Genomic DNA, 13,099 nt, shown 5'->3' with positions numbered 1-13,099 from the left:
AGCTTCGTGGCGCTGGAGGACCGCTCGACTCCCCGTCGCCTCAGGACGTCCCCGCGAGCAGGCTCCGGCAGGGGTCGAACCCAGCGCCCCCATGCTCTCCGTGAACACAGACCCGGAGGAGTCCCGGTCCCCCTCGTCGTTGACGTGCAGCCGGCCCCGCCGTTCTGATGAGGTTTCAGGCCCGCGCCTGTCCCCGAAGTTCCCGCAGGACGGGCTCCAAGGAGCCCACCACGTTCTCGGCCCCCGCCTCCCGCAGCAGCTTCTCCTTGTAGCCGTTGCGGGCATAGCCGAGGAACGGGACGCCGGCCTGTCGGGCCGCCTCGTAGTCCGAGGGGGCGTCACCGATCATCAGGGCGGTGGCGGGGGCCGCACCCATGGCACTCAGGGCCCGGTTGAGGCAGTGCGGGTCGGGCTTGAGCTGGTGCAGGTCCTGGCCACGGCCGTAGATGTTGGGGGCGAAGCAGCCGACAAGACCACGGCCTGCGAGGTAACCGGACGCGGTGCGCGCCGAGTTGTTGGTCGCGATGGCCAGCCGCGCGCCGACGGCGCTCCAGGTCCGTATCAGCGGATCCGCGTACGCGGTGGGCCAGGCGGACGCCACCGCCTTGAGTTCCTGCTGGGTGAGACGTTCCTCCAGCTCGGTCACCAGATCGCTGTGCGGATGGCGCCGGTGGACGGCGTAGAGGACGACCATCGGGTCCGGGTGGACCTGCTCCTCCTCGGTCAGCAGCCCGCGCAGACCCTGCCGCTCCAGCCACTCCACCAGGTCCTTCGCCACGTCCTCCGCGGAGTGCCCCGCGAACAACCGGCAGATCGGCCCGTCGAAGTCGAAGACCACGAAACGAGCGCGTTCGATCACTCCTCGCAAGTTCTCGGTCTCCGCTGCCACCAGTTCAGTCTGCGCCGTATCAGAAGTCACTAGGAGAGTGTCAGGTCCGTGGTGATGGTTTCCCAGAGGGCGTCGAACCACTTCTGCGACTGCTCCACAAACGCGGCGTCCCGCTGACCAGCCCGCTTCTCGAAGGAGAAGAGGAGGGAGTCCGAGCCGAGGGCGTCGTACATGTCCAGCGTCACACTGGCCACCTCCTCCTCGCGCCGGGTGACCATGTAGTAGGCCATTAAGGCCTCGACGCCGTTGAGCAGGTACAGCTTCATGGGCGGGGTGAAGGGCAGTGCCCGGAACGCCACGCGTACCTCGATGCCGTGCGAGGAACGCAGGGCGCGCAGGTTGTGCTGGAGGACGTGGACCTGGGCGTTGCGCTGGGCCAGCCAGCGTTCGTGGACGGAGTCGTCGTCGCTGCGGCCGTCGACGGGCACCGGGAAGGCCAGGTTGATGTCCCGGGACGGAAGCAGGATGCGGACGTCGATCGACTCCGGACGGATACGGCCCTCGTGGATCAGCCGGACCGGTTCGCCGAGCGCCAGCATCAGCGTCTCCGCGGTCAGACAGGCGGCGTCGACCCGGACGTGCGGCGCGGAGAACGCCTCCGCCAGCCGGGGGGCCAGCCCGACCATCGTCGTCTGGGGCTCGCCCCGGGTCGGGGTCGGCCCCGCGATCCGCGGCGGGCTGCCCTTGCTCACATTGCTGAGGAGGCCGTCGTCCTGGAGGGCGCGCAGGGCCTGCCGGACGGTGCCTCGCTCGACGCCGAACTCCTCTGCCAACTCGGCCTGAGTCGGCAGGCGGTCGCCCGCCTTGAGGTCTCCGGCGCGGATCCGATCGCGCAGCACATCGGCGATCTCCTGGGGCGACCTTCTGCTGCCGTTCACTGCAACGCTCTCCTGGGTCACGACCAAACGCTACAACTCTGATCCATCTACGGGGAGTTGTTTGAAAGTTGTTTATGACTAGTGGCCAAGTGGGGACAACTTAATCAGAGTTGGCAACCAACTTGGCCAAGTTGGCGGAAGTTTTGCCTCCCCCACCCGAGTGCCGCCCGCCAACTCACCCGGGCCCATCCGCGAGCACCCCAGAGGAACCACCACGCCACAGTAGAAGCAGGAGAACCGCTCATGCCCGCCATCGCCCTTCTCTCCGCCCTCTTCGTCGTCGGCTTCGACCAGTACGTCCAGTGGCAGTACGGCACGACAGGCGTCGTCGGTCTGCTGCTCCTCACCATCGGCATCAAGGCGAAGAGCCCCACCTGCAGCTCCATCGGCGCGGTCGTCCTCGCCCTGATGGCCGCGGGCCCCGCCCTGTGACAGGCCGGCGCCCTGCGACAGGCCGGCGGGAGACGGTCAGTTCCTGAGCAGCAGCTCCGAGCTGATGGTCTCCCACAGCGCGTTGAACCACAGATGGGACTGCTCCACGAAGGTGGTGTCCCGTAACCCGGTCCCCTGTGCGAAGGGGAACAGCATGGACTGGGTGCCCTGGACGTCGTACATCTCCAGGTACTCGTGGTCCACCTCCTCCTCGCGCCTGGTCAGGGTGTAGTAGGCGAAGAGCGCCTCGACCCCGTTGAGCAGGTACAGCTTCACCGGCGGGGTGAAGGGCAGCGCGCGGAAGGAGACGTTGACGTCGATGCCGTGCGTGGCGCGCAGGGCGAGCAGGTTGTGACGCAGCACCTGGCCCTGGGCGTTGCGGTTGGCCAGCCAGTTGCGCTGCAGCCGGCCGGAGGCCGACGCGTCCACCGATGCCGGGAAGGCGAGATCGATGTCGCTGCTGGGGAGCAGCACACGGACGTCGACTCTGGCTGGTTTTATTCGGCCCGCGTGAATTTGCCGGAGGGGCTCGCCCATGGCAAGGGTGAGCGAAATCGACGTCAGGCACAGCGCGTCGATCTCCACATGAGGGGCCTCGAAGGCGGCCGTTATCCGCCCGCCGAGCGCCACGGTGGTGGGCTGCGGCGGGGCTTCCGGGCCGGTCAGGACCCGTTCCAGGGTGTCGGCGACGGTCGCCGGACTCCCTTTGGACACGTTCACGAGCAGCTGCTCCGACTGCAGGATGCGCAACGCCTGGCGGACCGCCCCGCGCTCGACGCCGAACTCGTCGGCCAGCTTGGCCTGCGTGGGCATGCGCTGTCCCGGCCGCAGCTGGCCGGACCTGATCCGGCTGCGCAGCTCGTCGGCCACCTCACGGTGTGACCTCTGTGGCCGTGGTGACCTGTTCCGCCCATTGGCGGCGGCGTGTTCCGGTTCCACGACCAAACACTACAACTTCGCGCCATCTTTGGGCAGTTACCGGATAGGTGGTTATGAGTCGACCCAAGCCGGAGATAAGTATGAGTGAGTTGGTTGCCAACTTGAGCAACATGGTCACACTTCCTGGAGGTTGGCCGCCAGAGTCGCCAGAGTCGTCGGAGTCGTCACTGAAGAGGCCCGTTCCTGAGGCCCGTCCCCAAGGAGGGACCGTCATGCCGCTCATCGCCCTCGTCGTCGCCGGCCTCGCCATCGGATTCGAACAGCTCATCCAGTGGAAGTACGGGCCGCTCGGGATCATCGCCTTCGTCATGCTGTCCATCGGCCTCAAGGCCAAGAACACCACCATCAGCGGCATCGGGGCCGTCGTCCTCGTGATGCTGCTCGCCCAGTCCGGCTGACCGGACGGCCACCGTCCGCCAGTCCGGCTGACCGGGCTCCCCTCCGGAGGGGAGCCGGGAGCTCGGTCGGTCTCGCACCACCGCACAACAACTGCAGGGCTACGGACAGGAATCACCCACCGCACCTCGACGAAAAGGAGTTACTGGAGAAGGAGTTACTGGAGTACGACTCGGGATCAGAAGATGTCCGGGCACCACGGTCGCCTGGACGTGCGGAGCAGGGCGTCGGCTACGAAGGCGGCGCCCTCTCGTTCTTCCCGCACCCGCCCCAGCGCGGCGAGCCGCACCGCCGACTCGTCGCCCAGCCACAGCGGCGCCAACTCGGCCACGTCCAGGGTGAGATCGGCGCTCCGCGCGGTCGGCGCGCAGGTCGCCCCGGCCGCCCCGGCGTCCAGCAGATAGCGCCCGGCGGACAGTCCGTCCCGGTCGGTGACGTCCAGCACCAGGGTCCCCGACCCCGCGTACGTACGCGCCTCCAGAGCCCGTACGACATCCAGGATCCGCACCCACAGCCAGTCGCCCTGCGTGGTGATGCGGGCCGCGCGCGGGTCGGGGAGGAAGTGCGGCAGCAGGTCGTCGGGGGCGCGCCAGCCCGTCTTGACCTTGGCGATCCAGTCGATCGAGCAGAGGTACTGCCACAGGGCGCGCTCGGCGGCCGGGGTCACCGCGATCAGCCAGTTCACGTCCGCCGTGTTCAGCGGTTGCTTGACGTCGCCCCAGTTGTCGTCCGACTCGTACGAGACCAGGCCCTCGACCTCGCCGGCCGCGGAGCGGTACACGGCGAAGAAGGGTTCCGTCCACGGCGCTCGGTCCAGCTTGAGCACACCGGTGTGGATCTGCCACCAGCGCTCGTCGTTGCGGCTGACCGCGCCGGGCTGGACGCGCCTGAGGCGCTCGTGCAGCTCGGGACCGATCTTCCGTACGTCCTCGCCGTCGACGAGGTCGATACGGGCGCCGTCGGCCGGTCCCGACCAGCGGGGGTCGAGGCCCGCCCTGGGCACGTCGATGATCCACTCGGCGGCGGTGGTGGCCGGCCCGAACCCGTACCGCCCGTAGATCGGGTACTCGGCGGCGATGAGCGTGGCGACCACGTCTCCGCGTTCCCTCGCGGCCGTGAGGTCGGTGGCCATCATGCGGGTGAGAAGTCCGCGACGGCGGTGGGTGGCGGTGACGGAGACATTGGTGATCGCGTCGGCGGGGACGGAGGTGCCACCGACGGCGGTGAGCTGTTGCGGGAACGATCTGAAGGTGGCGACGATGGGGGTCCCCCCGCTCGAGCGAAGTCGAGAGTGGGGGAGGCCGTCGTCGAAGGCACCCAGGGTGCGCTCCGGCACGATGTACGAGCCCCGGTCGGCGATCTCCCGCTCCGTTGCGGTCGGGGGTCGCAGGAAGCCCGTGTTCAGCGCACGGATCCAGCTCGGGATCTCGGTTTCCGTGATCGTCCGTACGTCGATGTCTTCGCGGCGGCTCATGAAGGCACGGTAGATGTACGCGGCCGGGAGTGTCGCGTGGTTTTCGCCCCCGCCGCCCCTGCCCGTCCCCTCCCTGCCTGGGGGCTCCGCCCGAGGCCGGGGCTGCGCCCCGGATCCCGCGCGTGGGCGCTGGTTTCGTTCAGAATGTCGCCCTGATCTCGCCCACCTCACGCCCCCCACCCGTCAGCGGGGACCGGCCGATCCTTGCGATCACCGGGGCCTCCACGCCCAGGAGGGACAGGGCGCGGGCCAGTACGGGGCCCAGCGCCCGGCCGGCGCCGTCGTCGATCTTGAAGGCGAGGGCCCGGCCGTCGGGGAGGGCGACCGCCTGGACGGCCTCCGCGCCCATCTTGGAGAGGGCGCCCGGGACCTCGCGCATCAGCCAGGTGTCGGGCCGGCGGGTGCCGGCGACGTACTCGGGGTGGGCCCGCATGGCATCGGCGACGCGGCGTTCGGCGGTGCCGGGAGCCGCGAGGACGAAGGAGCGGAAGGCACGGGCGAGCCCCGTGAGGGTGATCGCCATCAGCGGCGCCCCGCAGCCGTCCGTACCGACCGCGGCCACCGGCTCCCCCGCCGCCTCCTCGACCACGGTGTGGATGAGCCGCTGGAGCGGGTGCCCGGGGTCGAGGTAGGAGTCCAGCGGCCAGCCCCGCAGCGCGCACACCGCGAGCATCGCCGTGTGCTTGCCGGAGCAGTTCATGGTGACCCGGTCCCGCACCGCACCCGCGGCGAGGTACCGCTCGGCCTCGGCCGGGTCCAGCGGCAGATCCGGCGGGCACTGCAGCTGCGCGGCGTTCAGCCCGTGCTCGGCCAGCATCTTCTGGACGAGATCGCGGTGGAAGGTCTCCCCGGAGTGGCTGGCGGCGGCGAGGGCCAGCCGCTCACCGGCCAGGTCGAGGCCCGCCCGCAGCACCCCCGCCGCCTGCATCGGCTTGTTCGACGAGCGCGGAAAGACCGGCACGGTCACCTCCCCCAGGGCCAGTTCGACCGACCCGTCCGCGGCCAGCAGCACCAGGCTGCCCCGATGGCGCCCCTCGACGAATCCCGAACGGACGACCTCGGCGAGAACAGGAGGTATGGAGAGGGAGGAGGAGACGGCGGGAGCGGCGGGGGCGGCGGACATCGGCGGTGGCCTTCCGGTACGGGGGACCCGCCCGGGTGATCGGACCGCGACGCCACAGGGGAAGCCCCCCGGGGGAGGTCCCCGGCGGAGGTTCCCGGATGGCATGGTCCGGCCGAGCCCCGTGACCGCGTACCCGGGCCGTTCCCGGAGCGGCCGCCGCGGCCGCGGAACCGTACGGGGTCGGGGGCCCGGTCCCGGATGTCCCGGGCCGCCGGCGCCGCCGCGACCACCGCACGCGCCTCCGGGATCGCCGGGGGCCACCGCGTCACATGAGCAGGTCGTCTACTTGTGCTTCGCCTTCACGGTACCTGCGGGCGATCTCGGCACTGCAATCGTCGGCCGTGCGCTGCAGCAGCTGACGCCTCCGGGATACCTGCTGCTCGTAGCGCACCAGCCGCCCCATCCCCGCGCGCAGTTCCTCGTCCGTACGGGCTTCCAGGTCGGACAGCTCCACCTCGGCGAGCATGTCCGCGGCCAGCCGCCGGTACTCCTCGCCGTGCGGCGTGCCCACCGTCACATGGCGGGCCGACGAACGGTGCCGGGCGGGCGCGTCCGTCAGGATCTCCGCAAGCCGGTCCACGACCGACGGCATGCCGTACCCGGCGCCCGGCGCCCGACCCGTCGCCCGCCCCGACGCCGAACCGTCGGCCAGCCCGGGACTCGAACCCAGACCCGAGACCACTCCTGATCCCTGGACCGCTCCGGGAGCCGAAGAAGGTGACCGCAGTCCGCCGCGGCGCGCCAGCTCCGCCCGCAGGATGTCGATACGCCCCTGCAGCAGCCGCCGCACATAGCTGAGGTCGGCCTCGTCCCGCTGCGCGTCGCGCCGCAGGGTCCGCAGTTCGGGCAGCCGCAGCAGGGTCAGGTCGTGCGCGGGCGGGTCGGGCGGCAGCGGGCTCTCGGTGCGCTGCACAGGAGGGCGATGAACTGTCGTTCGACCGCCTCCCGTCCGCGGACTCGTACGGGTCAATGACACAACCCCGGGCGGCTGCCCGATACTCGGTGTGCTCATGTGCCTCTACCGTCCCCTCGACCGGCGCGGTCCACCCCACGGTTGCACCGCAACACAGGCATCGTGCCACCCCAAGTGGCCGCTATGTGACCGAGTGCCCACGATCGGCCCCAGATGGGGGGGTTAATGATCAAAAAGAAACCCTCCAAAGGGCTGCTTGAAGAGGCCGGCTCCCGGCACGGCATGATGGTCCCCATGCGTGCGGTGGTGCAGAGGGTGGACGGCGCGAGCGTCGTCGTGGCCGGGGAACACGGTCCGGAGACGGTCGGGGCGATCGACGGCGAGGGGCTGTGCGTCCTGGTCGGCGTCACACATGAGGACACCAAGGAGAAGGCGGCCCAACTGGCCCGCAAACTCTGGTCGATCCGCATGCTGTCCGACGAGAGGTCCTGCTCGGACATCGACGCGCCGCTGCTCGTCATCAGCCAGTTCACCCTGTACGGAGACGCCCGCAAGGGCCGCCGCCCCACCTGGAACGCGGCCGCCCCCGGCGATGTCGCCGAACCCCTCGTCGACGAGGTCGTCGCCCAGCTCCGCGCGCTGGGCGCGACGGTGGCGACGGGCCGGTTCGGCGCGCAGATGCGTGTCTCACTGACGAACGACGGCCCGTTCACCGTGCTTGTGGAGATGTGACCCACGCACAGAGGCTCCACCCAAAGAGACTCCACGCCCAGACGCCCGACCCACAGGCGCCCGCCCCACAGGCGCCCCCTCCACAGGCGACCCGCCGGCCAGGCGCCCCGCCGGCCGGAGCGGCTACGGCTCGACGACGACTTCCTGCGCCGCCGCCGTCTCGTCCGCGACCAGCCGCGCGTCCAGCGGCACGTTCCGCTTCACCAGGCCGAGCGCGATCGGGCCGAGCTCGTGGTGGCGTACGGCGGTGGTGACGAAGCCGATCTTCCGGCCGTCGGGCCCGTCGTCCGCGAGCCGCAGCTCGGCGCCGTGCGGCGGCAGATGGACCTCGCTGCCGTCCAGGTGCAGAAAGACCAGCCGCCGCGGGGGCTTGCCCAGGTTCTGCACACGGGCGACGGTCTCCTGGCCGCGGTAGCAGCCCTTCTGCAGATGCACCGCGCTGCCGATCCAGCCCAGCTCGTGCGGGATGGTGCGGTGGTCGGTCTCGAAACCGAGCCGCGGACGGTGGTGCTCGACGCGCAGCGCCTCGTAGGCGAGCAGCCCGGCCGGCGGACCGGCCTTCTGCGCGTACGACTCCAGCTCCGTACGCGGCAGGAAGAGATCGCGCCCGTACGGCGTCTCGCGTACGACCACGCCCTCCGGGACCTCGGCGATCGAACCCGCCGGGAGGTGCACGACGGCGAAGTCGCCCGTGCGGTCGGCGGTTTCGACGCGATAGAAGAACTTCATGGACTCCAGGTACGCGAGCAGCGCGTCCTGGGTGCCGGGCTCCACATGGGCCCAGGTCGTGGTGCCGTCGTCGACGAGGTACAGCGCGTGTTCGATGTGGCCGTGCGCGGAGAGGATCAGCGCCTCGGTGGCACGGCCGACCGGGAGGTCCGTGACGTGCTGGGTGAGCAGCAGGTGCAGCCAGCTCAGCCGGTCATCGCCGGTGACGGTGACGACTCCGCGGTGCGAGAGGTCCACGAAACCGGTGCCGTCGGCGAGGGCACGCTGCTCACGGAACAGTTCGCCGTAGTGCGCGGCGACCTGTTCGTCCACGCCCTCGGCGGGGACGGCGCCGGGCAGGGACAGCAAAGGGCTCTTCATATGCCTAGCGTCTCTGATTAGCTGAGCGAAACCAAGTCAGATGTGATGTCTGGCATGGGTTCTACCCACCGTGGAAGGCTGACGTGGGCGTGCAGGTGGAAGCCTGCGCCCCGTGCTGCTCCTCGTGGCCGGTGCCGACCGGCGGCGGGTGTGCTGATCGTCGTCACGTCCTGGTGCCGGGGGGCTGCGCGGGGCAGCCGGGTCCGGTCCATGTGAGCGTGTCCCTCCGGACGCTTACCCACCGGACCTGGAGGTCTGGTGGGGGAGGGTGTCCGGCGTCGCCTGGGCGTCGGACGTGTGGTGCGGTGCCGGGTAGGTCCAGTCTTCGACCGGTCTCGGCCGGGCCTCGGCGCAGGCGTGATGACCGCGCCCGCTTCGAGTCTGTCAATCACCGTGCGGATCGCCATGGCCCCGCCGGGACGGTCCACGACGGTCTTGGGCGCGCGCAGACGTGCCGGATCGCCTCGGCCAGGACCGCATGCTTGCCGGTCAGGGCGTGTTGTTCTGCCCCGTTGATGAGCCGGTGGTAGTGGTCGGCCTTGGCGTGCAGGTGCTCGGACAGGCGGCGCAGCCGGTGCTGTTTCGCGAGGACCCCGGCCGCGCGGAACATGCCACCGGTTGCGAGGGCCGTGATGGTTCCGTCTCCGTGGAGCCGGGCAGGCCCTGCGGACAGCAGGGTGTTCAGGCCCCAGTCCACCCCCAACGCGACCGTATGCCCGCTCCGCCGCGTCTTCGGAACGGCGTGGGTGTAGGCGAGATCAGCCCGCACCCTGCCCTGGTGGATGCGCAGGGTGGGCAGGTGCAGCACCGCGCTCGCGGGGATCATCGGCGGCAGCGCAATCGGGCAGGCCACCCACGTCCAGTCTCCGTGGGACCTCGGATCGGGACGGGTGGGCAGTTGCACGCGCAGCAACGCCCGGCCCGGATCGTCGGCCCGTTCAAGGGTGGCCTGCTGCCCGTCGCACGCGGACAGCAGCAGCATCCGCGCGGTGCGGGGCGCGGCCTCGACCTCGAAGACGTCGACCGGCATCCGGCCGTACTTGTTGGCGAAGGCGGCGATCTGCCGGGTCCGGCCCTTGATGACGCTGGACGGCACAGACCACCCGCCGGGCACCGCCTCACGCACCGCATCCCACTCCTGCGCGGTGCGCCTCGTGGGGTCGGCGGGCCAGGTCGCGGTGACGGCGGCGGTGAGGTCGACGCGCCACTTCGCCGAGCGCAGCGTGCGCCCGGCGGTCTCCTGGGCCATCCGCACGATCCGGTCGTTGACACGGATATCCCCGCCCGGGCCGACGGTCCAGCCCAGGCGGCGCAGGGCCATCCAGGCATTCGACGGAAGCTTGCGGCCCCCGGCATCCTCACCACTGGCCAGCACACCCACGTCGACGGTGTTCCAGTGGTCGGTCAGCAGGGCGGCGACCATGCCGGACACCAGATCGGCAGCCCACCCCACCCGCTCCACCGACACACCAGCAGAAAGGACCTCGCCCGACTTCTCCTCCACGCCCGTACGCAGCAGGCCCCGGGCACAGGCGGTACGGGCAGCCTCCCCATCGCCGAGCGACAACTTCCGGCTCACCACCGCCCCCTCCCCCGCGCATGATGCTGTCATCCGATCAACGACACCCCGGCGAAAAGGTCACACATTCGAGCACCGCACTCGCACACGACACCAGCTCCGGACGCAGGGCGTAAGCCAGGGGTCACGAATCACCATGGATACCCAAGGAAACAGCCGAGCCTACGACTTGGTAGTTGAACTCTTGAGTGCGCAGTCACGGCAGCGGCCGAAGATCGCGAAGTGCTTCATGTCCGTCTCGAAGCCGAACGTGTCGCGCAGCTTGGCCCGGAACTCGGCGGCCACCTCGACATCGGCCTCGATGACGTTCGTGCAGTCACGGCAGACCAGGTGGATGTGATGGTGCCGGTCGGCGAGGTGGTACGTCGGCGCCCCGTGCCCGAGGTGGGCGTGGCTGACCAGGCCGAGTTCCTCAAGGAGCTCCAGAGTCCGGTAGACCGTCGAGATGTTCACCCCGGAGGCCGTTTTCCGCACTTCGACCAGGATGTCGTCCGGGGTCGCGTGCTCCAGCGTGTCCACCGCTTCGAGCACAAGCTGCCGCTGCGGAGTCAGCCGGTAACCGCGCTGCCGCAGATCGCTCTTCCAGTCGGTGCCTACCACGCGGTCCAGTCTAGGCCGCCAGGATCTCTCTTACGCGCGTCACGACGTTCTCCAGGCTGAAGGGCCTGGGGAGATGGACGACGGGGACCTCCCGGCCTCCCTCGCGCAGGATGCGTGCCACCTGGGCGCCGTCGAGATCGGGCAGCCGCACGCCGAGGACGACGAGGTCGGGGGGTTCGGCGTACGCGGTGTTCAGGGCGGCGACGCCGGTGCCGACGGCGGTGACGTCGAAGCCGGCCAGGCGGAAGGTCGCCGAGAGCAGCTCGCAGACGTCGGGCTCGGCCAGGACGACGAGCACCTTGGCGGTGCCAGGAACGGATGTGGGGCCGGTCACACCCGCAGAGTTACCGGCCCCGACTCAGAGAAGCGTGAGCTTTTCCCTGTGCCCTGCTTAAGAGATCCCGAAGGGGCCCTCTTGAGCCGTCCTCCTGAGCGGTCCTCTTGAGCGGTCCTACTTGAAGAACGCGATCCCGTCGTCCGGCATGTCGTCCGGGAGGGCCTTGGCCCAGCGCTCGACGTCCTCCGGGGTGACGACCTTCTTCAGGTGCCCGGACATGTAGGGGCGCAGCTCGACCTCGGGGGTCTGCTTCTCGCCGACCCACATGAGGTCGCTCTTCACATAGCCGTACAGGCGCTTGCCGCCGCTGTACGGAGCGGCCGCGGCCGTGCGCGCCACGGCGTCGGTGACCAGGTCGATCTGCGGCTTCTTGTCGGCCAGGTCGCCGTACCAGATCTCGACGACGCCGTCGTCGCGGATCATGACGACCTCGACCTTGCGGTTGCCGTCGATGCGCCAGAAGCCGGACTCGGTCTCCAGCGGCCGGACCTTGTTCCCCTCGGCGTCGAGCACCCAGGTGCGCGAGTGGTACTCCAGGAAGTCGCGCCCGTCCTGGGTGAAGGTGACCTCCTGCCCGAAGTTGCACTTCTCGGAGCCGGGGAAGTCGTGGACGCCCGCGCCTGCCCAGTCACCGAGCAGGAAGGCGAGGGGGAGCAGGTCCTTGTGGAGGTCGGACGGAATCTCGATCATGAGCTCGGCAGTTCCTCGATGGGGGTCAGCGCTGGCCCTGGTACAGCTTCTTCACGGTCAGCCCGGCGAAGGCGAGCACGCCGACGCAGACCAGGACCAGCAGGGTTTCGAAGAAGATCTCCACGGGGTGCTCCTCGGATGAGCGGGTCGGGCGGTACTAGAGCCGGGCCCCACTCTAGTCGGGTGGGGCCCGGGACTCCCTGCGAGGTACTCCCAGGTACTCCTCGGCGCCCTTCGGACTCCCCCGTGCCCTCCGGACTACCATGCGGCCATGGCGAAGAAGCTCGTGATCAAGGTGACGGCGGGGGCCGATGCCCCCGAGCGCTGCTCGCAGGCGTTCACGGTCGCGGCGGTGGCCGTGGCCAGCGGGGTCGAGGTCTCCCTCTGGCTGACCGGCGAGTCCGCGTGGTTCGCGCTGCCGGGCCGGGCCGCCGAGTTCGAGCTCCCGCACGCGGCCCCCCTCCCCGACCTGATCGACTCGGTCCTGGCCGCGGGCCGCCTCACCCTCTGCACCCAGTGCGCGGCGCGCCGGGACATCACCGAGAAGGACGTCATCGACGGCGTACGCATCGCGGGCGCCCAGGTCTTCGTCCAGGAGGCGATGGCGGAGGAGACGCAGGCGCTGGTCTACTGAAGGCGCTGCGCGTACGGAAGGTGTTGCACGTACGGAAGGTGTTGCACGTACGGAAGGTGTTGCACGTACGGAAGGTGTTGCGCGCGCCCTCCTACGGGCGGCGCTTCTTGCCGTCGAGCTCGTCCCACCACTCGTCGGACTTCTGGTCCCCGGACGGGTCGTCCCACCAGCGGTCGTCGGGGCCCCGCCGGTTGGCCGCCATCGCGGCCAGCGGCGGGATCACCATCGCCACCACACACATCCCCACAGCCACGGGAATCGACCAGATCCGTACGACTCCCCAGGCCAGGACGAACAACCCGATGCACGTCCCCATCATGGCGAAGTAGACGTGCCGCCGTCGTGCGTACATACGTCCAGCGTAGGCCTGCGCACGCCGAAGGGCCGCACCCCG

General features: G+C 70.0%; 16 protein-coding genes. 4 read left to right on the top strand and 12 right to left on the bottom strand.

The window, feature by feature from the left end; translation table 11 throughout:
• Positions 1-175: 175 nt before the first annotated feature.
• Positions 176-919 carry an HAD family hydrolase gene (locus RV986_RS28260; RefSeq protein ID WP_475920071.1) on the bottom strand — a complete coding sequence of 248 codons (744 nt, stop codon included), beginning with the start codon at positions 917-919 and terminating at the stop codon, positions 176-178.
• Positions 919-1,794 (bottom strand): GntR family transcriptional regulator, encoded by an 876-nt coding sequence (locus RV986_RS28255; RefSeq protein WP_475920070.1) that lies wholly within the window; start codon positions 1,792-1,794, stop codon positions 919-921. Before RV986_RS28255 ends, RV986_RS28260 begins: the two co-directional genes overlap by 1 nt.
• A gap of 216 nt (positions 1,795-2,010) precedes the next feature.
• Between RV986_RS28255 and RV986_RS28250 the strand changes: the two genes are divergently transcribed.
• Positions 2,011-2,199, top strand: a complete 189-nt coding sequence (locus RV986_RS28250; RefSeq protein WP_475920069.1) for a hypothetical protein — start codon at positions 2,011-2,013, stop codon at positions 2,197-2,199.
• 36 nt (positions 2,200-2,235) lie between these two features.
• Here the strand turns inward: RV986_RS28250 and RV986_RS28245 are convergent, their stop codons facing one another.
• Positions 2,236-3,144 carry a winged helix-turn-helix domain-containing protein gene (locus RV986_RS28245; protein WP_475920068.1) on the bottom strand — a complete coding sequence of 303 codons (909 nt, stop codon included), beginning with the start codon at positions 3,142-3,144 and terminating at the stop codon, positions 2,236-2,238.
• Between the two features lie 206 nt (positions 3,145-3,350).
• Between RV986_RS28245 and RV986_RS28240 the strand changes: the two genes are divergently transcribed.
• Entirely contained in the window at positions 3,351-3,536 is a 186-nt protein-coding gene (locus RV986_RS28240; protein WP_475920067.1) for a hypothetical protein, read from the top strand.
• A gap of 176 nt (positions 3,537-3,712) precedes the next feature.
• On the opposite strand, the gene RV986_RS28235 is transcribed toward RV986_RS28240, so the two are convergent.
• From RV986_RS28235 to RV986_RS28225, 3 genes are all read right to left on the bottom strand, one after another.
• Positions 3,713-5,008 (bottom strand): GNAT family N-acetyltransferase, encoded by a 1,296-nt coding sequence (locus tag RV986_RS28235; protein WP_475920066.1) that lies wholly within the window; start codon positions 5,006-5,008, stop codon positions 3,713-3,715.
• Positions 5,009-5,147: 139 nt separating this feature from the next.
• Positions 5,148-6,131 (bottom strand): asparaginase, encoded by a 984-nt coding sequence (locus RV986_RS28230; RefSeq protein WP_475920065.1) that lies wholly within the window; start codon positions 6,129-6,131, stop codon positions 5,148-5,150.
• A gap of 265 nt (positions 6,132-6,396) precedes the next feature.
• Positions 6,397-7,143 (bottom strand): RsiG family protein, encoded by a 747-nt coding sequence (locus RV986_RS28225; protein ID WP_475920064.1) that lies wholly within the window; start codon positions 7,141-7,143, stop codon positions 6,397-6,399.
• 195 nt (positions 7,144-7,338) lie between these two features.
• On the opposite strand from RV986_RS28225, the gene dtd reads away from it, so the two are divergent.
• On the top strand, positions 7,339-7,776 hold the full coding sequence (gene dtd, locus RV986_RS28220; protein WP_475924460.1) for a D-aminoacyl-tRNA deacylase: 438 nt from the start codon (positions 7,339-7,341) through the stop codon (positions 7,774-7,776).
• A 123-nt stretch (positions 7,777-7,899) separates the two neighbouring features.
• On the opposite strand, the gene ygfZ is transcribed toward dtd, so the two are convergent.
• The 5 genes from ygfZ to RV986_RS28195 all read right to left on the bottom strand — a co-directional run bounded on the left by ygfZ (position 7,900) and on the right by RV986_RS28195 (position 12,071).
• Positions 7,900-8,865, bottom strand: a complete 966-nt coding sequence (ygfZ, locus tag RV986_RS28215; RefSeq protein WP_475920063.1) for a CAF17-like 4Fe-4S cluster assembly/insertion protein YgfZ — start codon at positions 8,863-8,865, stop codon at positions 7,900-7,902.
• Positions 8,866-9,253: 388 nt separating this feature from the next.
• Positions 9,254-10,444 (bottom strand): zinc ribbon domain-containing protein, encoded by a 1,191-nt coding sequence (locus RV986_RS28210; protein ID WP_475920062.1) that lies wholly within the window; start codon positions 10,442-10,444, stop codon positions 9,254-9,256.
• Between the two features lie 162 nt (positions 10,445-10,606).
• Positions 10,607-11,044 carry a Fur family transcriptional regulator gene (locus RV986_RS28205; RefSeq protein ID WP_475920061.1) on the bottom strand — a complete coding sequence of 146 codons (438 nt, stop codon included), beginning with the start codon at positions 11,042-11,044 and terminating at the stop codon, positions 10,607-10,609.
• Positions 11,045-11,054: 10 nt separating this feature from the next.
• A complete protein-coding gene (locus RV986_RS28200; protein WP_475920060.1) occupies positions 11,055-11,378 on the bottom strand; it encodes a response regulator transcription factor in 324 nt (107 codons plus the stop codon).
• A 117-nt stretch (positions 11,379-11,495) separates the two neighbouring features.
• On the bottom strand, positions 11,496-12,071 hold the full coding sequence (locus RV986_RS28195) for a heme-binding beta-barrel domain-containing protein (protein ID WP_475920059.1): 576 nt from the start codon (positions 12,069-12,071) through the stop codon (positions 11,496-11,498).
• 271 nt (positions 12,072-12,342) lie between these two features.
• On the opposite strand from RV986_RS28195, the gene RV986_RS28190 reads away from it, so the two are divergent.
• Complete coding sequence (locus RV986_RS28190) at positions 12,343-12,705, top strand: DsrE family protein (protein WP_475920058.1); 363 nt, start codon at positions 12,343-12,345, stop codon at positions 12,703-12,705.
• A gap of 91 nt (positions 12,706-12,796) precedes the next feature.
• Here the strand turns inward: RV986_RS28190 and RV986_RS28185 are convergent, their stop codons facing one another.
• Positions 12,797-13,057, bottom strand: a complete 261-nt coding sequence (locus tag RV986_RS28185; protein WP_475920057.1) for a DUF3099 domain-containing protein — start codon at positions 13,055-13,057, stop codon at positions 12,797-12,799.
• Positions 13,058-13,099 lie beyond the last annotated feature (42 nt).

It is taken from the genome of Streptomyces sp. RLA012, from assembly GCF_056270325.1.
The sequence above is the reverse complement of the archived record's forward strand: the minus strand, read 5'-3'. Positions and strand labels throughout refer to the sequence as shown.